Source organism: Lentibacillus halodurans (assembly GCF_900112045.1).
GTDB lineage: Bacteria > Bacillota > Bacilli > Bacillales > Amphibacillaceae > Lentibacillus > Lentibacillus halodurans.
This window is the reverse complement of the sequence record NZ_FOJW01000001.1, coordinates 153,092-172,220: the sequence shown is the minus strand read 5'-3', so window position 1 is coordinate 172,220 and position 19,129 is coordinate 153,092. Positions and strand designations below refer to the sequence as shown.

The 19,129-nt window shown below is 39.9% G+C and carries 23 protein-coding genes and 2 riboswitches; of the genes, 12 read left to right on the top strand and 11 right to left on the bottom strand.

Features of this window, described 5'->3' with window-relative positions:
* Positions 1–13 precede the first annotated feature (13 nt).
* Positions 14–1,123: a glycine cleavage system aminomethyltransferase GcvT gene (gene gcvT / locus BM195_RS00910; RefSeq protein WP_090233164.1), complete on the bottom strand. Its 1,110-nt coding sequence runs from the start codon at positions 1,121–1,123 to the stop codon at positions 14–16.
* Between the two features lie 163 nt (positions 1,124–1,286).
* Positions 1,287–1,387, bottom strand: a riboswitch (glycine riboswitch).
* A 3-nt stretch (positions 1,388–1,390) separates the two neighbouring features.
* Positions 1,391–1,486: riboswitch (glycine riboswitch) on the bottom strand.
* Positions 1,487–1,619: 133 nt separating this feature from the next.
* Between gcvT and BM195_RS00905 the strand changes: the two genes are divergently transcribed.
* Positions 1,620–3,275: a DEAD/DEAH box helicase gene (locus tag BM195_RS00905; protein ID WP_090232247.1), complete on the top strand. Its 1,656-nt coding sequence runs from the start codon at positions 1,620–1,622 to the stop codon at positions 3,273–3,275.
* Positions 3,265–4,041, top strand: a complete 777-nt coding sequence (locus BM195_RS00900) for a YqhG family protein (protein ID WP_090232245.1) — start codon at positions 3,265–3,267, stop codon at positions 4,039–4,041. Before BM195_RS00905 ends, BM195_RS00900 begins: the two co-directional genes overlap by 11 nt.
* A 29-nt stretch (positions 4,042–4,070) precedes the next feature.
* On the opposite strand, the gene BM195_RS00895 is transcribed toward BM195_RS00900, so the two are convergent.
* Positions 4,071–4,250, bottom strand: a complete 180-nt coding sequence (locus tag BM195_RS00895; protein ID WP_090232243.1) for a YqzE family protein — start codon at positions 4,248–4,250, stop codon at positions 4,071–4,073.
* 121 nt (positions 4,251–4,371) lie between these two features.
* Positions 4,372–4,866, bottom strand: coding sequence for a shikimate kinase (locus tag BM195_RS00890; protein ID WP_090232240.1), 495 nt, complete (start codon positions 4,864–4,866; stop codon positions 4,372–4,374).
* A gap of 102 nt (positions 4,867–4,968) precedes the next feature.
* On the opposite strand from BM195_RS00890, the gene comGA reads away from it, so the two are divergent.
* The 8 genes from comGA to BM195_RS00850 all read left to right on the top strand — a co-directional run bounded on the left by comGA (position 4,969) and on the right by BM195_RS00850 (position 9,340).
* The gene (comGA, locus tag BM195_RS00885) at positions 4,969–5,985 is read left to right on the top strand and encodes a competence type IV pilus ATPase ComGA (protein WP_090233159.1); all 1,017 of its coding nucleotides are present in this window, start codon (positions 4,969–4,971) and stop codon (positions 5,983–5,985) included.
* The gene (gene comGB / locus BM195_RS00880; protein WP_090232236.1) at positions 5,942–6,997 is read left to right on the top strand and encodes a competence type IV pilus assembly protein ComGB; all 1,056 of its coding nucleotides are present in this window, start codon (positions 5,942–5,944) and stop codon (positions 6,995–6,997) included. The genes comGA and comGB overlap by 44 nt, the downstream gene beginning before the upstream one ends.
* A 17-nt stretch (positions 6,998–7,014) precedes the next feature.
* Positions 7,015–7,314 carry a competence type IV pilus major pilin ComGC gene (gene comGC / locus BM195_RS00875; protein ID WP_090232234.1) on the top strand — a complete coding sequence of 100 codons (300 nt, stop codon included), beginning with the start codon at positions 7,015–7,017 and terminating at the stop codon, positions 7,312–7,314.
* Positions 7,315–7,318: 4 nt separating this feature from the next.
* Entirely contained in the window at positions 7,319–7,744 is a 426-nt protein-coding gene (gene comGD / locus BM195_RS00870) for a competence type IV pilus minor pilin ComGD (protein WP_170848110.1), read from the top strand.
* A complete protein-coding gene (locus tag BM195_RS18175) occupies positions 7,731–8,072 on the top strand; it encodes a prepilin-type N-terminal cleavage/methylation domain-containing protein (RefSeq protein WP_090232229.1) in 342 nt (113 codons plus the stop codon). The genes comGD and BM195_RS18175 overlap by 14 nt, the downstream gene beginning before the upstream one ends.
* Positions 8,020–8,469 carry a competence type IV pilus minor pilin ComGF gene (locus tag BM195_RS00860; RefSeq protein ID WP_090232225.1) on the top strand — a complete coding sequence of 150 codons (450 nt, stop codon included), beginning with the start codon at positions 8,020–8,022 and terminating at the stop codon, positions 8,467–8,469. The genes BM195_RS18175 and BM195_RS00860 overlap by 53 nt, the downstream gene beginning before the upstream one ends.
* The gene (locus tag BM195_RS00855) at positions 8,441–8,815 is read left to right on the top strand and encodes a competence type IV pilus minor pilin ComGG (protein ID WP_090232222.1); all 375 of its coding nucleotides are present in this window, start codon (positions 8,441–8,443) and stop codon (positions 8,813–8,815) included. Before BM195_RS00860 ends, BM195_RS00855 begins: the two co-directional genes overlap by 29 nt.
* Before the next feature lie 282 nt (positions 8,816–9,097).
* Positions 9,098–9,340, top strand: coding sequence for a DUF2626 domain-containing protein (locus tag BM195_RS00850; protein WP_090232219.1), 243 nt, complete (start codon positions 9,098–9,100; stop codon positions 9,338–9,340).
* 196 nt (positions 9,341–9,536) lie between these two features.
* Here BM195_RS00850 and BM195_RS00845 read toward each other — a convergent pair whose 3' ends face one another.
* Positions 9,537–10,163 (bottom strand): MBL fold metallo-hydrolase, encoded by a 627-nt coding sequence (locus tag BM195_RS00845; RefSeq protein ID WP_090232216.1) that lies wholly within the window; start codon positions 10,161–10,163, stop codon positions 9,537–9,539.
* A 154-nt stretch (positions 10,164–10,317) separates the two neighbouring features.
* Between BM195_RS00845 and BM195_RS00840 the strand changes: the two genes are divergently transcribed.
* Positions 10,318–10,485, top strand: a complete 168-nt coding sequence (locus BM195_RS00840) for a DUF2759 family protein (protein ID WP_090232213.1) — start codon at positions 10,318–10,320, stop codon at positions 10,483–10,485.
* 75 nt (positions 10,486–10,560) lie between these two features.
* Here the strand turns inward: BM195_RS00840 and BM195_RS00835 are convergent, their stop codons facing one another.
* The 4 genes from BM195_RS00835 to BM195_RS00820 form a co-directional block, all read right to left on the bottom strand.
* Positions 10,561–12,507: an LTA synthase family protein gene (locus BM195_RS00835; protein WP_090232211.1), complete on the bottom strand. Its 1,947-nt coding sequence runs from the start codon at positions 12,505–12,507 to the stop codon at positions 10,561–10,563.
* 200 nt (positions 12,508–12,707) lie between these two features.
* A complete protein-coding gene (locus BM195_RS00830; protein ID WP_090232208.1) occupies positions 12,708–13,679 on the bottom strand; it encodes an ROK family glucokinase in 972 nt (323 codons plus the stop codon).
* On the bottom strand, positions 13,679–13,891 hold the full coding sequence (locus BM195_RS00825) for a YqgQ family protein (RefSeq protein WP_090232206.1): 213 nt from the start codon (positions 13,889–13,891) through the stop codon (positions 13,679–13,681). Before BM195_RS00825 ends, BM195_RS00830 begins: the two co-directional genes overlap by 1 nt.
* A 110-nt stretch (positions 13,892–14,001) precedes the next feature.
* On the bottom strand, positions 14,002–15,459 hold the full coding sequence (locus tag BM195_RS00820) for a spore germination protein (RefSeq protein WP_090232203.1): 1,458 nt from the start codon (positions 15,457–15,459) through the stop codon (positions 14,002–14,004).
* 165 nt (positions 15,460–15,624) lie between these two features.
* On the opposite strand from BM195_RS00820, the gene BM195_RS00815 reads away from it, so the two are divergent.
* A complete protein-coding gene (locus tag BM195_RS00815; protein ID WP_090232200.1) occupies positions 15,625–16,518 on the top strand; it encodes a hypothetical protein in 894 nt (297 codons plus the stop codon).
* A 389-nt stretch (positions 16,519–16,907) separates the two neighbouring features.
* On the opposite strand, the gene BM195_RS00805 is transcribed toward BM195_RS00815, so the two are convergent.
* From BM195_RS00805 to BM195_RS18940, 3 genes are all read right to left on the bottom strand, one after another.
* Positions 16,908–18,467 carry a rhomboid family protein gene (locus BM195_RS00805; RefSeq protein WP_090232194.1) on the bottom strand — a complete coding sequence of 520 codons (1,560 nt, stop codon included), beginning with the start codon at positions 18,465–18,467 and terminating at the stop codon, positions 16,908–16,910.
* Entirely contained in the window at positions 18,458–18,700 is a 243-nt protein-coding gene (locus tag BM195_RS18170; RefSeq protein ID WP_170848109.1) for a hypothetical protein, read from the bottom strand. The genes BM195_RS00805 and BM195_RS18170 overlap by 10 nt, the downstream gene beginning before the upstream one ends.
* Before the next feature lie 120 nt (positions 18,701–18,820).
* Entirely contained in the window at positions 18,821–19,084 is a 264-nt protein-coding gene (locus BM195_RS18940; protein WP_342028002.1) for a hypothetical protein, read from the bottom strand.
* Positions 19,085–19,129: the final 45 nt, after the last annotated feature.

Here is a 19,129-nt window from a genome sequence, read left to right as displayed (position 1 = left end):
AAAATCCTCCCCCTTATTGTTGATCCCGTTTATAGAACGGTGTTTCAACTACGACCGCCTTCAGTTTTCGTTTTCGTACCTGTACATACAATTCAGTTCCCAACGCGGAAAATTGACTGCTCACAAGCGCCAGTCCCATATTTTTCCCTAATGTCGGTGACTGGGTCCCAGTTGTCACAAAACCTGCTATATCGTTACCGGCAAAGACCTGATAGCCCGTACGCGGTATTCCCTTGTCGATCATCTCAATCCCAACAAGCTTCCGATCGGGTCCATTTTCCACTTGCTGTTTCAAGGCCTCTTTTCCTGTAAAATCGGCTTCTTTATTGACTTTTACGGCAAACTTCATGCCTGCTTCAACCGGAGAGATGTCCTGGGAAAGCTCCTGACCATATAATGGCAAGTTTGCCTCAAAGCGTAATGTATCTCTCGCACCAAGGCCAATCGGTTCCAGGCCGTCTCCCTTTCCTGTTTCAAGGATTAGGTTCCAAAGGTCTCTTCCTTTTGCCGCATCAATATAGATTTCAAATCCATCTTCTCCAGTGTAGCCGGTCCGTGATACAATTGCCCCGTATTCGATTGTGAAAAAATAAACAGGACTTTCAAAACGGAAAAACTTAATATCACGCAAATTCGTATCGGTCAGCCGCTGCAGAATCATTTCTGCTTTCGGCCCCTGCAGTGCCAGCTGGACATAGTCTGCAGAAACATTTTCAATGGAAACGTCCTGATCATTGTGCTGTGTCAGCCACGCAAAATCCTTTTCAGTATTTGCTGCGTTTACAACAAGCAAATATTGATCCTCTTTTAGCATATAGACGATGAAATCATCTACAGTCCCACCGTCCTCATAGCACATAAACGTATATTGGGCACGATTCGGGGTTAATTTGGAAACATCATTTGTAACAATTTTCTGTAAAAAATGTTTGCTTCCTGGACCTTTTACCATAATCTCTCCCATATGGGACACATCAAATAATCCCGCTTTTATCCTGGTCGTTTCATGTTCATGCATAATTCCTTCAAATTGTACAGGTAAATCCCAGCCGCCAAAATCAATTGTCTTGCCACCTGATGTTTCATACTCAGGGAACAAGGGTGTGCGTTTTAATTCACTCATTCCATCCACTCCTTTAAAGAAACAAAATTGGGAAGTTTCAAATTCGAAATCGGCTGGTCCTCCGATTTCTTCTAATCTGACTTCCATCAACTAACCTCCGAAAGACGAGGCAGATGTGTGTCTCCTGCCATAAAAATAGAGACTTCCCTGCTGCCAGGGAAATCTCTGTCCTTCAACCAGAAAGTTGCACATTTTTGCAATCGGATTCATATGACAAAAATGCTTGCTTCGTGGGTGGTTTACTTGTGTAAACACTCTCCAGAGCTGCGTCCTACAAGAGTCTTTTTGCCTGAGAGATTCACAAATGTTTGCTCCTTCGGCGTTACTGCTCTGCCATGCAGTAATCTCTCCCCTTGTATTCATTCGCATGATCATATTGATGTTTTTGGTTATACTATGTATGAATCTGAGAATACTATCTATATTACTTGCATTATACCACATATGCCGTATGTAAAGTAGGGATAATCATAACTTTGTGAAAAAGGAGTATAGAATGAATCATATAGATATTCAACAAGATTCCGTGTTCATCAATCAATTTGAGAACAGACTGAAAACAGAAGGTCCCTTTTCTTCATGGGATCTTTTCCAAATGAATTACCAAGCTGTCCTGACAACGATGGCACCATCATTCGAAGGGTTGAAGGCGCTCGAATATTTACCGCAAATGGACTTTCTGGATCACCAATTATCCTGTGCAAGGCAAGTTATGGAGGAAATGAACGGCCGCGCTATTTTAGCCGATGAAGTAGGACTTGGCAAGACAATTGAAGCCGGGCTGATTTTAAAGGAATATATGCTTCGGGGATTAGTTAAAAAAGCATTAATTATTGTTCCGGCTTCGTTAGTCAATCAATGGGCCAAAGAACTGAATGAAAAGTTTTATATTCCGGCAGTCACGTTCCGGAAAAGTTATCCGTGGGATCAGTACGATGTTATTATAACCTCTATCGATACTGCAAAACGATCACCCCACCGTGAACAGATCCTTGAACAGGACTATGATTTCCTGCTGGTAGATGAGGCACATAAGTTAAAAAACCATAAAACGAAAAATTTTGCGTTCATCAAATCTTTAAAGAAAAAATATTGTCTACTTCTGACAGCAACACCGGTGCAGAATCGGCTGGTCGAAATCTTTAACCTCGTTTCCATTTTGAAACCTGGACATCTGGGTGATTATGATAGTTTCCTGAAACAATATGGCAAAGACCGTAAAAAGCTGAACCAGGATGGCTATTTAAAACAGCTGATTCAAAAGGTGATGATTCGCAATACACGGCAAAACACGAAATTTGATGCAACCAAGCGCAATATTGAAACCGTCTGGATCGATTTCAGCAAAGAAGAAAAAGACGTTTATTCCCATTTGGAAAATGTCACAGACGTCTTCCCTGCTTTTTCGAAAATTACACTCCTGCGGGAACTATGTTCATCCCGTGAGGCATGCTATCTGTCACTGCAAAAAATGATGACCGATGAACAAAGGGAAAGTATAATTAAACCTTTAACAGAAGAAATTGAGCAGCTTCCCCAGCATGTCAAAGCCGCCAAAGCAGTGGATTTAATCAAGCAGGCAGACGGTGAAAAAGTAATTGTCTTTACGGAATACCGGGCAACACAATTTTACCTGCAATGGTATTTAAAAGAAAGCGGCATTACATCAGTACCATACAGGGGTGGGTTTAAAAAAGGGAAAAAAGATTGGATGAAACACCTGTTTGAAAACCACGCACAAGTCCTGATCGCAACTGAAGCCGGTGGAGAAGGGATTAATCTGCAGTTCTGCAATCATCTGATTAATTATGACCTTCCGTGGAATCCGATGCGACTTGAACAAAGGATCGGCAGAATTCACAGGTATGGCCAGGAAAACGATGTACACATTTATAATCTTGCCGTTCGCGGGACAGTTGAAGAGCATATCATGAAACTTTTGTATGAGAAGATCAATTTATTCGAACAAATTATTGGGCATTTGGACAGTATTCTCGCCGAATTGGATATTAACGATTTAGAATCTGAAATCCAAACCATCTTTTCTGAATCAGCTTCAACAGGTGAAGCTAAGATAAAATTGGATAACTTGTCTTCTGTTATCCAATTGACACATGAAGAAACGGCACAGGAGGAGCAGTATGGCAATTAGAAAATTACACACCTTTTTACAATCCTATTTCACAGCACACCATTGTGAGTTACTGCATAACCAGGAAGGTGTGCTTACAGTCCAGCTGACGGAAGAAATGGACCGTGCCTTAATGAACCGCCCCTTTTATTGGCATTATATCAAAAAGATGGGACATCCCGGAGAACCCAAACAGCTGACGTTGATTACAGACCCAGAGAAACGGGACGGCAAACACGAGTGGATCCATTATGGAAGTCCGCGACTGCATCAGATTGTCAATCATCTGCGTGAGCATGAAAAATATACAAAACTGTTTGAACGTGTGGATTCAAAGCAAAAAACATCTTTATTTCCCTGGCTTGTCACCAATATAAAGATAAGCTACCAGGGAAAACAAAAAAAGGATGAAATGGTTTCGATCGGACTTCAACTTGTGAACGGTGTCATGAAATTAAAAATGATGGATGATTTGCAGACTAAACCCATGCAAAACACGATTTCGGACTACTGTTACACCATTTCACCCATGATAAAACTGCAAAGCGGTTTTAAACGAATCGAAAAAGTGCTTAAAACCTATGTGGAAGATCAGGATCATGACTGGGCAGAAGCGTCACTAAAAACAATGGAAGAGGAAATCGATTTGCTTCGCCATTTTTATAAAACAGATGCAGAAAATGATGAAATGAAAAAAGAAATTGATGATATAAAAAAACGCTATTCACCATACATTGCGTTCGAAGTTGTTAATGGCGGCATTTTCTATCTGAAAAATGAGGCATAAAAATACAGGCTTCACTTTTTGTGAGCCTGTCAATCGGTTTTCTTTTTTGCCACCTTAAATGCAAATGGCAATACCCCCAGCCACCTGTTGGAATATACTGGCGGAACTTCTTTGTTTTTTAATCTTTTTTCCCTTTTTTCCTCAATCGGTGTATCGATATAGGATGTGATCTGCTGCGTGAGGTATTTGATATAATCATTTAACGACATGAGCAACACCTATCCTGTATAATTTTGTTACGATAGTATGTCCGATGTAAGTAAAAATCATACACGTTCAGGTTAATGTGAAAACTTTACTTAAATGGGGTGTTTCGACACACAGAACGTCTTAGTGTTCTAATATCTTAAGGATTTCGCCTGCAATGTCTTCTGGTGATTTTTGATCTGTCATAACAGTAAAATCTGCCAATTGACGATACCACTTTGCCCGGCGCTGATACAGCTTCTGTTTGTCTTTTTGATTTTTACGCCACAATGGTCTGGACGGGTCATTCCCAAGCCGGTCAGCAATTTGTGCAAAGGATGTATCCAAGTATATGATCCGCCCATTATTTTTCATGAAGGCCATATTTTCCTCTCGTTCCACAATTCCTCCGCCTGTTGATACTATATAATTCTCAGGTGATGTTTTGGTCAGCATTTCTGTTTCATAATCACGAAATTTGTCTTCACCTTCCTGTTGAAATATAGCTGCTATTTCCCCATATTTTTCAACAACCATTTGATCAGTATCCAAATAAGAAATACCTAAATCATAATGCAACAGTTCCCCGACTGTACTTTTCCCACTACCCATAAATCCAATTAAATAAAGTGTTTTCAAGTCTTTAACCTACCTTTAAATATTTTTAAATTTTTTTCGAAAATCGGGAGGAGTTTTATGAAATATGTCGAATATAATCTAATAAAGGAGGTGACATATGGATTGGACACAGCTTCAAGATTATCTGAAACACTGCTGCAATCCGCTATTAACGCCAATGCTTCGGATATTCACTTCTACCCTTTCTCCGATCAGGTCAGCATCTACTTCCGTGTATTTGGAAAGCGGACACTTCACAAGACCATCCCAATAAACCAATACCAATTATTGCTCACGTACTATAAGTTTACATCAGGAATGGATATAGGTGAAGTCCGTAAACCCCAAAATGGCACCATTATCCATAAACAGCTCAACCACCGTTATGCATTGCGATTATCCACACTTCCGGTCAGCCAAACAGAAAGTCTGGCAATACGTATACTCCCGCAGGAAAACAACCTGACACTTGATCAACTTTTTCTTTTTCCCAATCAATTGAAAAAACTGAAGAAATGGATTACCAATAAAAACGGCATTATCCTGCTGACAGGTCCAACTGGCAGTGGGAAAACCACTACTTTATATGCATTGCTGCAGGCCATTCTGGAGGAAAAGTCATACCAGACAATCACATTGGAGGATCCGATTGAAAAAGAGATCAGCGACATTTTACAGGTACAAGTGAATGAAAAAGCGGGGATGACGTATCAGATCGGACTAAAAGCTGCTCTCCGGCATGATCCGGATATCCTTATGATTGGAGAAATCAGGGATCGGTTCACGGCAGAATTTGCATTTGATGCTTCACTGACAGGACACCTTGTGTTAAGTACGTTACATGCTAAAAATGCAGCAGGCACCATTCATCGTTTACTTGAAATGGGGATGAATACTTCAGATCTGAAACAATCATTAATAGCAGTCGCGGCTCTCCAACTGGTTCCGGTCGAACACAATCAGCATGTTACAAGACGTGCTGCGATCATGGAGCTGTTGGATGGCCATCTTTTGGAACATATTATTAATGGAGGGAATATGCAATCCATGAAACATTTTCACACATTCGATCATTTACGAAAGAAGGCTTTTGCCTATGGATTTATCGCAGAAGAGGCATTTTTGGCAGCGGGTAAATAACTCCCCTAAAAAAGAGCTGCAATTACGATTTTTACATCGTCTGCATCGGTTATTAAACAACGGATACCCCATTATTGAGGCATTGGAAATGATTCAATGGGATAACCAGCTTAAATCAATTGCCTCCTCCGTTATGACTTCCCTTAAATCCGGCAGCCACTTTGATGAGGCACTGGAACGCGTTCATTTCAATCAAGCCATTACAGCATATTTGTATTTTGTACGCAGTAATGGAGATCTGCTGTCCAGTATTGAAAAATGTATCACCATGTTCGAGCTGCGTATGCTTTATATGAAAAAATTCCGAGAATCAGCACGATATCCTTTAATACTGCTAGTTGTATTTGCGCTGCTTTTATATTTTGTTAAACAGTCGGTACTTCCTTCGTTCATCGACTTGTTTCAAAACAGTGCAGAAACAGCTTCAACCGTTATGCTGACAATCACACTCATTGACTTCGCAGAACAATTTGTCGTGATTCTCTGTCTTATTCTTAGTGTCGGATTTCTAATATGGCAATTCAATCGAAAAAAAGTAAGTATTGACAAACAAATCAAGTTTTATAATATGATCCCGCTTTACCGCCAATACAAAAGAATGGAAATCTCGTTTCTGTTTGCATCCCACCTCAGTTCCTTACTAACGACAGGATTATCCATTAAGGAAATTTTAGTGAATATGTCCAGCCAGAAAAAACAGCCGATTCTTGCTTACTACGCCTCCCTTTTGACGGCAGAATTATCCAGAGGAATTTATGTAACAAATTTATTGGCCAATTTACCACTTATCGACAAACAAATTTCCGCCATGTTTCAAAAAAATGCAGATACAGAAGCATTGGAAAAAGACTTGTCCATTTACGCAGAATTTCAGACTGAAGAAATGCACCGTAAAATCATGAAAGCTATTACGTATATCCAGCCGATTTTCTTTTTGATATTGGCTGGTCTGATTATCTTTATCTACATGGCGCTTATGTGGCCGATGTTCCAACTAATCAATACGATTTGAAAAAGGAGATGGAATCAATGTTCAAAAATGAGCGAGCCTTCACATTAATCGAAATGCTGATCGTTCTGATGATTATTTCAGTGCTGATCATCCTAATTGTTCCGAACCTCAGTGATAAAAGTGAGGAAGTTCACGATAAGGGATGCAGTGCCTTAATCAGTGTTGTACAGGCGCAAGTGGATGCCTACTATATAGAGGAAAATAGATACCCAAGCAGTTTGACTCAATTAGAATCAGCGGGCTATATAACCGAAGATCAGAAAGCATGTCCGGACGGTAAAGAATTAAACGTCGATGATAGTGGCAAGGTTTCATAGAAAAATGATATACCGTAACGGATTCACCCTTATAGAGGTGCTTTTCGTTCTGAGCGTTTTGTCTCTCCTAATTCTTATCAGCGCACCGATTCATTTTTCGGTGCTTGATAAAAAGACGGAGGAAAGTTTTCTTTACACGCTTGAGATGGATCTATTGTATATGCAAACGATGTCCTACAATTCCCGAACGAATTACCGGATGACATTTCCTGATCAGAAACATTATGTTATTAAAAAAAATCATTCCATCATCCAGGAACGGGAAGTACCTGAAGGGTGGGAAATTGATCCCCGTATATTGCCAACCATTTCATTCAATAAAGATGGAACAATCCGGGAACCGGGTACATTTGCCATCCAGACATCAGCCAACAAGTATAGTGTTGTTTGTCCACTGGGGAAAGGACGGTGCTACTTTGCGAAACAGTAAAGGCTTTTCACTGATTGAATCTCTTGTGGCAGCAAGTCTTCTCATGATGATCATTACAACCTTGATCCCGGCCACAAATCTTTTGCTGAACGAGCGGGAAAGTCTGAAGCAAAAAAGAATCATGACCAACGAATTGCACAGTGAACTGCAGCCTTTTATATGGGAGGAAGAAAATAACCTCCCCCAGCGTTGGTTCAAAATGGTAAATGGATCTGAGGCTGAATTCCGGTTTACATCTGAGGACAATTTACTGAAAGGATGTGTAATCTGGAACAATGCTAAAAATAAAACAGACCAATTCTGTTTATACGGAAATCCGGACAAATGAAAAAGGATTTACATTCATTTCAATGTTTTTAGCGATCAGCATCATATTTATGACCATTCCTTTTACCACCTATCTGATCAAAACAGTCGATTTTACCTCCAGCTATGACCAGTTATCAGTCCAGCAATTCTTCTTCTTTTTGCGTGATGAAGTCATCAGGGCTGTCGAGATCAATGTTGAATCTTCTAATATAACACTATTACAGCCAGATGAATCAACCGTTACACTGGAGCAGTATGATGATCAAATTATAAGACGGCTTGATGGTACGGGATTCGAAATATACTTACGCAATGTCCGGGATGTTCATTTCACAGCATCTTCATACGGCCTGCACGCATCTATAATAACTTTAAATGGTGATCAATTTGAAAAAATCATTGTTGACTACAATTAACCAGCGAGGATTTGTTCTCCCCTACGTTCTGTTCGTCATCGCATTAGCGATCATTATCGTTACAGCAAATGTTCATTTATATCAGGATGAAATTCGCATCACACACAACCAGTCAGAGCAATTGAAGATTGAAACATTATTCCAAATGGCACGGATGCAGTTTAAGGAAGATATATTCAATCAAAACGAATCAAATAGCACGATGTCATATGTATTTCCATATGGGAATGTTCTTATTGAATATGCTGAACTAAGCGAACTGCAGTATCATTTGTTTTTCACGATTCAGACAGATACTGGAATAACCCATAGTATCATCAACCGGATAAAACTTAAGCCTGAATAAAAATCACCATACCGTGATATTCTATATCTGCGGATCAGTTGTGTACAATTTTTAACAAATACTCCAATCCATCCATTTCACGGTCGTTTTTGATTTCATGACAATAAACGATCGTGAGGTGAATGAAGCAGAACAAGGATTAAAAGTAACCAACTTTAAGTTCAATTGATGCAGAAATCCACTTGCATGGACAAAACGTTCAATTGTTTAGCATGATTCATTTACATTATTCGTCAGGTCGTTTATAATAACTTCTATAAGGTTACTAAAGGAGGGGAAAACATGGATCGAATGTTTCGAGTCCTTGCCTTTTGGACAGGTATATTCACCGTAATGTTTTACGTGGGAGACATGATTAACGTAGCATTGCTGTTTCTGGTCCAAACGGCATTTTTCCTGGCAGTAAGCTATCTGAAATTATCTGAACGTATGTATATGTATTTATTCGGGGCTTATTGTACCATATTTTTTGTTGGATTCACCTGGTATTCAGAATTTATTTTAGTACCAGGATTCGGACATTAGTAGCAAGTCATTCATATGATGAAAAAACTCTGCCTACATAAAATTTGCAGGGTTTTTTTCTTTTTTTGATTTTTACTGTTGACATGTTGTTAAGCATGCATATATACTGGTGGTATTAGCTTAACTTTTATCCCTAACCAACAAAAGAGCAGAGCACATCCCCCCTAAATGTCAGCCATAATCTATGGCTGACATTTCATTTTCGCGGAAAAAAGGGATTGCTCTGCTTTTCATTCCTGATTGTTGTTTTTGATCCATGGCCTGGATATACAGTATAGGTATCGGGCAGTTTATAAAGGGAATCACATATACTCTGCTCAAGCTGTTTGATGTCGCCGCCAGGCAAATCGGTCCGGCCAATCCCCTGGTTGAACAGTACGTCTCCACTAATCACAAATTCATGTTCGTGGAATATAAAACTCACACTTCCCGGTGAATGTCCGGGCGTATGGATGATTTCAAATGAAAAAGAACTTATTTGCATTTTACCGGCACTTAACTGATACTCCGCACGTTTCACTTCGATTTCATTCCCAAGAAATAATAAGGATCCATTCAACTTTGGATCTTCCAGCCATGCTGCTTCATTTTCGTGCAGGTAAACGTCCAGGTTGTCATAAGATCTTAGTTCATCAACAGCCCCTATATGATCAAAATGCGCATGTGTTAACAAAATAGCTTTCGCATCTAGTTCCTCTTCGGTTAAATAATGAATTACTTTTTCAGCATCCCCGCCAGGATCAACAATTAAAGCATGTTCACCATGATGTACAATATAACAATTCGTTCCTAATGGTCCTGCTGGTAGAGTTTTTACCTTCATCATGAGTCCTCCATTCATAAATAGTTGCTGAATTCATATGGATATACCTCGACAAAAATCATTTTATACTATAAAATAAGTATAGAAAACAGCTGTTTACATAATAATACAGATAAGTTTCATGTGCCATATTTATAAGGAGGATGTGTTACAAATGGTTTTGGCAATTATCTTTTTGTTTGCTACGTTACTGGCAATTGTATCTGTCATTCGGCAGCTCAAGATTAAAAATTTATTTGCACTTGGTTTTTCAGCAATAACCGTATTGGTCTTCGGATTCTTTTCAATCGCAACAATTATAACCGAAATAGGCAACATGTAAAAAACTAACTGAATGCAGTTAGTTTTTTACATGGATTCAAAAACTGACCCGGTGATGACCGGATCAGTTTTTGGCTTAATCAGTATTTTGTTCATCTTCACTTTCGGAAAAATCTACAAACCGGAACAAATCACCATAGATAATATTGTCGGAAAGTTCCATTTCTTTCTCCACTTTTTGCTGAATTGGATCACATGGATTAGCGACTTGATTTTCAGCAGAGGTATTTTCTTCCGTATTTTCTTCCGTATTTTCTTCTGTTTCTATCGGTTCGCCGGATTCTCGGTCATAACAGACACCTCTGGTTGAGATATATTCATCACTGATAAAGTCTCCATTTCTTAATCCGATATATCCTTTACGATCTTCAATAAACATGTCATTGCCGAATTGAATATCATTTTCAGCCGGTACGCCAAGCAAATTCAGTAATGTCGGCTTCACATCAATCTGACCTGTTACCTCAGACATCACTTTACCATTTTCATGACCCGGAATATGAATGAACATTGGTACACGCTGTAACTGTACATGATCATAAGGCGTAATCTCTTCTTTGTCCAAATACTCACTCATTGCTTTATGATGATTTTCACTGATACCGTAATGGTCCCCCATCAAAATAATGACAGAGTCCTCATAAAGCCCGGATTCTTTTAATTGGGTAAAGAATTGTTCGACCGCCTCATCCATATAGCGAACAGTCGGGAAGAAATTATTCAGCGTATTCGAGCTGGAGTCATATTTGTCAATTGAACTGTCTTCTTCACTCAGTTCAAATGGAAAATGATTAGTCAGCGTAATGAACTTGGAATAAAAAGGCTGTTCCATTGATTGCAAATATTTAATAGATTGCTCAAAAAATGGTTTATCCTTCAATCCCCATCCAACAGAGTTGTCCTGATTCACTTCATAGGCTTCTTCACCATAAAAATGGTCAAGATTTAAACTGTCATACATTTGATCACGATTCCAGAAACTTTTATTATTGGCATGAAAGACAGCTGAATAATAGTCCTCTTCTCCTAAAATTTCCGGCATACCGTTATACTCATTCCCGCCATGTGTAAAAAACACAGCTCCCCGGGATAATGGATAGAGAGAATTCTCAACCAGGAATTCTGAATCGGATGTCTTTCCTTGCTGTGTCTGATGATAAAAATTCTCAAAGTAGTACGTGCTTTCATCACCGATCAGACTATTCAGAAATGGTGTTATCTCTTGACCATTGACTTCATTATTAATGACAAAGCTTTGAATCGATTCCAATGAAATAAAGATAACATTTTTATCCTCTGCTATTCCATACAATGGTGATTTTTCATCACTTTTGACTTCTTCATCAACATATTCTGTTATCTCCGGCAGTTCATTGCCATCAGCAAACACACGCTGCGTTTTTGCCTTTGAATGGACAGCAGCATCATAAACATGATAGTTAAACAACCCGATGTTTTTAACAAGGTATTCCCGGTCAAACGCACGCGTAAATAATTGCGGACGCTCCATTTCAGCAAGGAAAAAGTTACCCGCAAGCAGCAGGAATGACATTGCCAGGGCAAATACTTTCCCGCTTTTTTGATAACTTACTGTCATTATTTCCGGCTTCTTTCTGCTTAAATACCAGATAACCGCTGCATCCAGGAAAAACAGCACATCATAAACTTCAACCAGTGTCAGGATGCTTGAGCCCAAGTCCCCCATATTGCTTGCCTGAAATAATTGTGGCACTGTGATAAAGTCGTTGAATGAACGGTAAAAAACAAGGTTAAAATATAATATCAGTGTACCGATCAATGCAGTATATCGCAAAAACTTCATTTGGCGTGACTGCTTTTTAAACCATACACTTAAAGCAAATATTAAAAACGCAGATACAAATGGGTTGATGGACAGGATAAACTCCTGCATCTTGTTTTCAAGTTCTAAATTAAACATAAAGCGATACATGATATACGTTTTGATCCCGAACAAAATCGTAGCAATGATATATAACGGGATTCTGAACCGCTTAAAGTCCATATTTATTTCCTCCCAGCCTAACCATTTCGGGGAATTGTTAACGACTAATAGCTTTTTCTTTATTTCCCGGAACGAAATTTTTAAAATATCGTATACCCTACACTATTATGAGACGCTTTTCCTCAATAAACGTTTCATAGAATTTATATAAAAAGTTAAACGAAATGTTATTTTAATAGAATATGCCAGAAAAGTAAAGACTAGAATGTCAAATTCTCTAAATTCTGTCTGACTAAAAAGGCGGCACCGATAATACCGGCATCGTTGCCTAACCGGGCTGTATTCAGCTCGCAAACATCGCTGACCCTTGACAGTGCATACTGGCGAAAGGCATGATCGATCAGCTGAATGAAGTTCCCACCTGCTTGGGATACCCCGCCACCAATCAGTATTTTTGAAGGGTTGATGATAATGGCAGCATTGGCAATCGTGAATCCAAGAACATCAGCAGTATATGCAATAATCTCTTTGCACGATACGTCACCCTTTTTTGACAGCTCGAAAATATCTTTTGCAGTAATGGCTCCATTTATTTTATACCGTGATGCAAGTGAACTTTCCGGCTCTTGTTCCATCTTATCCATAGCCTGGCGAACCATCCCAGTTGCTGAGGCGATGGTTTCAAGGCAGCCTCTCCGTCCGCAATTACACCAATAACCATTCGGATCAATTGTTGTATGTCCTATTTCTCCACCCGTGCCATTTTCACCACTCAGTATATTACCATTTACGATAATACCGCCGCCAACTCCTGTGCCAAGTGTCAGCGCTACAAGGTTTTTGGCATTTTCACCGGCCCCTTTCCAGTTTTCGCCTAATACTGCAGCATTTGCATCATTGGCCGCAAATACAGGCAGCCCGGAAGCAGCCTGCAATTCGTTGGCTAACGGCAGATGCTTCCACCCGATATTAACAGCTTCATAGACATAGCCTGAAGCACTGTCAATAAAACCAGGCGCACCGATTCCGATCCCTTTTATTGTTTCACTGTTCATGTTTCGTTGATCGAGTTTCTCACTTATCGATGCCCAAATATCCGAAATGACGGAAGCTCCATAATTAGCTTTATCGGTAGGTATCTCCCATTTATCCATAATATTTCCATCGTTATCAATTATGCCAATTTTAACGGTAGTACCACCAATGTCAACGCCAATTATTGACTTCCCCATCACGATTTCGCTCCTTTTTCATTTCTCAGGCGTGCCGCTTCGTTCCTCAGGAGCAACACTGCCTTTTGATATTCCTTTGTTTCAATACATTGGAACTGATATAATTCTTTCACTTCATTTTCCATCAATTCAAGGTCTGCTAATCTGTCACCAATATATATAATCGTACCAAACCTTTTCAGTAATTGTTGCACATCATATAACGATTTCATTCGGATCACCAATTTATATTATACCAAATCGGGATAGAATAATGAATAAGAATCTCGTCTTAAATAGCCACAAAATTTTGGTTTTCAGCAAAAAATCCGGATCACTGAATTCAGCGATCCGGATCTTGCGGATTTAAAAATACAGGTCTGCGATTTTTTAACGGGATCGGTGACCGGATAAAAACGTCCCGGAAGGCTCTGTAAGAAAATGGTAGCAATGGCCAGAAATATGCAATCCGGAACGACGACATCCGTATCATATAAAGCAGCCACAATGTGATGCCAGCTATATACCCAATAGCACCAAACATTCCAGTTGCGATCAGGAGAAACATCCTGACAAGCCGATTGGCCAGACTGAGTTCATAACTCGGCGTCGCATATGTCCCAATGGCAGCAATGGATAGGTAAAGAACCACTTCATAGGAGAATAGTCCAACTTCGACTGCTACCTGTCCGATTAATATGGCTGCGACCAGACCAAGAGCTGTGGCCAGGGCAGATGGGATATGAACAGCAGCAAGCCTGAGTATATCAATCCCCAATTCAGCCAGAAGAAATTGCAAAATTAATGGCACCGTTCCCTCTTCATTCAGGCCGATAAATGAGAGATTTGCTGGCAAGTATTCCGGATTGATCGCAAGCAAATAATAAAGCGGCAATATAAAAATGGATGCAAATACTGCCAAATAGCGCACCATCCGTAAATAGGCACCGACAAGCGGCTTTTGCCGATATTCCTCTGCATGCTGCAAATGATGCCAAAATGTTGCTGGTGTAATCATCACACTCGGTGAACCATCAATTAAAATCAAAACATGACCCTCATACACATGAGCTGCAGCAGTATCCGGCCTTTCCGTATAACGGACCGTTGGATATGGATTCCAATGGCGCCCGCTAATATATTCTTCAATTGTTTTTTCTGCCATTGCCAAACCATCTGTGTCAATCTTCTGCAGTACTGCTTTGGTGTCTTCCACACGTTCCGGATCCGCAATATCATCCAAATAGCAAAGCGCGATATCTGTCATCGACCGTCTGCCTATCTGCATATACTCCATGCGTAGCGAACGGTCCCGCACTCTTCTTCTCAATAAGGCTGTATTAAATACAATTGTTTCCACAAAACCGTCTCTGGATCCCCGGACAACCCGTTCGAGATCCGGTTCATCGGGAGATCTGACCGGATATGTACGTGCATCAATCATAATCACTTCATCAATGCCCTCAACAACTAATGCAGCCGGTCCGCCAAGTACAAGGTCTGATGCCTTGTTTAAATCCTTCACATGATCAACTTCGATATACGGAATATATGTTTTGAGCATCTTTTCCAATGGATCGGGTTTCAGCTGGTCCGGTTCCAGCTGTGCCAAAATCCTCATAATATAATGCAAAATTTCATCTTTAGCAAATCCATCTATCAAAAATAATGCCATATTCCGGCCTGCATATTTCAAATCCAAATGTATAACATCAAAGCTTTTATCAACTGCCAACCGTTCCTTCATATAGGAAACATTTTTGGCATAGGAGGAAAATAAAGGTTGTTTTTCTCTTTCCATTATCTCACCTGTCATTTTTTAACGTTGTGTTTTATTTTGTACGAAACCATCGCATCTATACACAAATAGACATAAAGCCTTGTACCGTTTCATACATTTTTTGTGATAAGGCACATTCATGATTCGAATCCGCCAAATTCCATAATGTCTTAAAGGATGATTGTCATGACGAAACGATGGTTCATACTGATCATGATTCCACTGGTTAGTACAGGCCTGTTGATATATCTTTGGCAAACTGATTCTGCACCAGTGATTACATATTTTCCAGAAGATCAGGAAATCAGCTTTGCTGAGGCAAGCACTATGCTTGAAATGGTCTCGGAAAAGACAAGGGATTCGTATGAAATGATCTGGGTGAGCAAGTCAGTAAGCGAACGTGAACTATACTTGCGCCAGGACGCTTCATTATTGTTCAATAATGGCCGTCTGCTCGGAATCCGCAGTAAATGGAAGGAAAACACAGACACCATCCAAATGAAAGAAAAGATGGATGGAGAGGACAGCAATTTTTTCCAGGCAATATCAATACATCATGGGGAAGTCCACTATCCGGATGATAAAATTAAAAGTATTCATCATATGACATCTGATCAGTTGTATGTAATTGATTCTCCCAATACGACGCTTGAATCATTCAAAACCCCTGAAACTGATTATGAACAAGAATGGTCCCAACTGCTGGATCATACGACAGAGCAGCAATTATTGTACCATTGGAAGCAGCTGATGAGGCATTTTAATATTGATGAAGAATCTTATGAGAGCGTTCCGCTTACAAACTTATACAAATATAACACCGAACCGTTGCCGTCTTTTACACAAAAACAGACAAATCAAATCATAGGTCAATTATGGGAAGGAATTTATAGACATTATGTGATGAATGTCAAAAATACGGAAAACAGCTCGGTGAATAGCTATATACCGCTTGTTTTATTTGATAAGCAGCATCGTCATCTAATCGTTTTATATGAATGGAACGGTCAGAAAGAAAGATTGATACAACAATATCCCGATTTTTCACAGCAAAAAAAGACGACCAACAGTCCGTTTTAGCGGAGGAAATATACGTAGAATCCAGCGGGATGAAAGGCCTGGGTTAGACCTCGCAGTGCGAATGCACGCAGAGGCTCACCAGCAGCCCTCGGAAAGCGACGAGCGAAACATCCACCGAGTAAACTGCGAGTTGCGAGGAGTGCTGCTTCTCCGAAATCCCATTCAACACGACGAGCACCAAATAGATTTCCACAGCAGGGTATACCTTGCTTTGTTTGCGTTTTTGTTTTATAAACGTTCTTTTGTCCCAACCTGTGCAACGTCTAAGACTCCCGCCCCCTGAACAAGACATGAAACACATGAGCCTGAGCGGGGGTATTAACAATAGCACCTGTGCTGCAATAAAGCGGAACGGGGTCGCCTACAGTACTTATTCTGCTTCTTACCTTTCAATTAGTCTCATTTCCGATTATTTGTTCATATAACTGTTGAATATCCTGATTGTCGGGATCCAGTTCGTATGCTTTTTCAATGTGTTCCGCTGCTCTATCTTCTGCATCATGATTGCCATACAGTATCGCTAAATTATAATGCGCCTCTGCAAACGCATCATTCGATTCAATCGATTTCTCCAAATCTGTTATTGCCTGTTCCGCATTATTCAATTGAATATGGGCATATGACCGTTGAAACAACAAATGACTTTCCAGTTCACTTTCTAAGTCACTTGAAGTATCAAGCCCCTTTGTTGCGGCATCAATAGCCTCTTCAAATGCTTCTTCTGTTATGAGCTGTTCTGCATTCATTAATTGATACGACGGACTGTTCCGGTTATGATCAACCCCATAGACAATCAGCCCGAACACAATTAGCAAATACAACATAAGTGCAGAAAGTTGAATAACCCTGTTCTTTTTCTTCGGTAAATACAACATAGCAGATGCCATAAACCCCGTAATTAAACCGCCCAAATGAGCACCATTATCAACTTGGGGAACGCTCAATCCAAACACGATATTAATCCCGATAATAATTAGCAAATTGATGCCCATCGTCTGGAAAAAGATTCTTTTATGGATGCATCCGAAAAACAATAGGGCACCGAATAATCCGAACAATGCACCTGAAGCTCCCGCAGAGACATTGGTTGTAAAGGCAAAACTTGCTAATCCGCCGCCAATTCCCGCCAAAGAATAAATAACCAGAAATCTGGCTGAACCATAAATCCGTTCCACGGCGGAGCCCAAATAATAAACAGCCAGCATGTTCATCAGTAAATGAAACACACCAATATGCAGAAACATGGACGTTACAATCCGCCACCATTCACTATTTTCAATAATGGCCGGATTATATTTTGCTCCATACTCAATTAATGTTTCAGTTGAGGTGCTACCTCCGTTCATCTCCAGCATCAAGAAAATCAAAATATTCACGGCCAGAATAAAATACGTTAAAAAAGGCTTGCCGTATGAGAAAATATCCCGTGCTTCCTTCTTCTTCTGTTTGATCTGACGTTCTAATTTGTTCCGGCAGTCGTTCACCTCTGCTTCTTTTTCGTCTTCGGACAGGTTTTCCGCAGGTTCCCGGAATGTCGTCCCAACAGCATCACGCAATCTCGCCAATTCTTCCGCTTTATCGTCATCTGACAAATAATAAACGTTCATTTTAATTGGATTTTTTTCATTTAATTGCATTTGCCTTTTCAGGATTTCCCAATCGTCTACCGGTGTATGCGAATCAATATAAACATTATGTATTTCAATATGCTTGCTTCGAAAATGCTGTCTCATGGCTTTTGCTTTTTGAAAAACCTGGCCAATATCTCGTTTTAAATGATTTTTCCAGTCAAAGCCACCATGACATAAGCGAATAACTTGTGATGCCTTGCCTTCACGTTTTTCCAGCCATAATTCTGCATTGTCATGAATATGCAATGGTTCAAAACCATCTGCATCAGCCAAGTGTGAGGCTAATTTATACATCGTATAGCTTTCGTTCAGGTACATTCTTTTTCCCCCTCAAATTCATCATACCAAAATTTATGATCTATTTCTTTTGATACATATAAAAGAAGCTGTTTTATTAACAGCTCCTCGAAATGAGTTATTTGACTGGCTGCCGCTGAAATAAAACCGGCATGATCTTCTCGCGGATGACCGGCATATTCATTGAAATCATGACTGCCGCCCTCCGTAAAAAGCTGATGGCCAAGAGTGTATTCATAATTCTGAATCGCCACCTAAAAATCATAACTACAATGGTCATCATTAAAGTAAGTACTACTAAAAATCTCATCCCTGACACCCTTTTCTCAGATTACTTTCATGATATTTATCCTCTATTTGGATGAGATTATACATCAGGATCCAATATAACGATCATACCAGATTCTTACCTGGATACGATCTTCCGTTCCTTGCACGAGTACACGCCCATCCCGAAACATAACAAATTGAATACCCTCATGAAATATCACTTTTAACAAAAATGGTGTTCTTCTAACATCGGCAACGTTCGCTAATTGGTTTTCCCATTGTTCCAGATCTAATCCGGATTTACGGTGGATCTGGACTGTATCCCGGCCGCATAACTCAATTTCCTCATCTTGTGCATTATGCTGCAAGGCAGGAAATTGGATTCTCCGGCATGTGGGACAATTCGGGTCAGG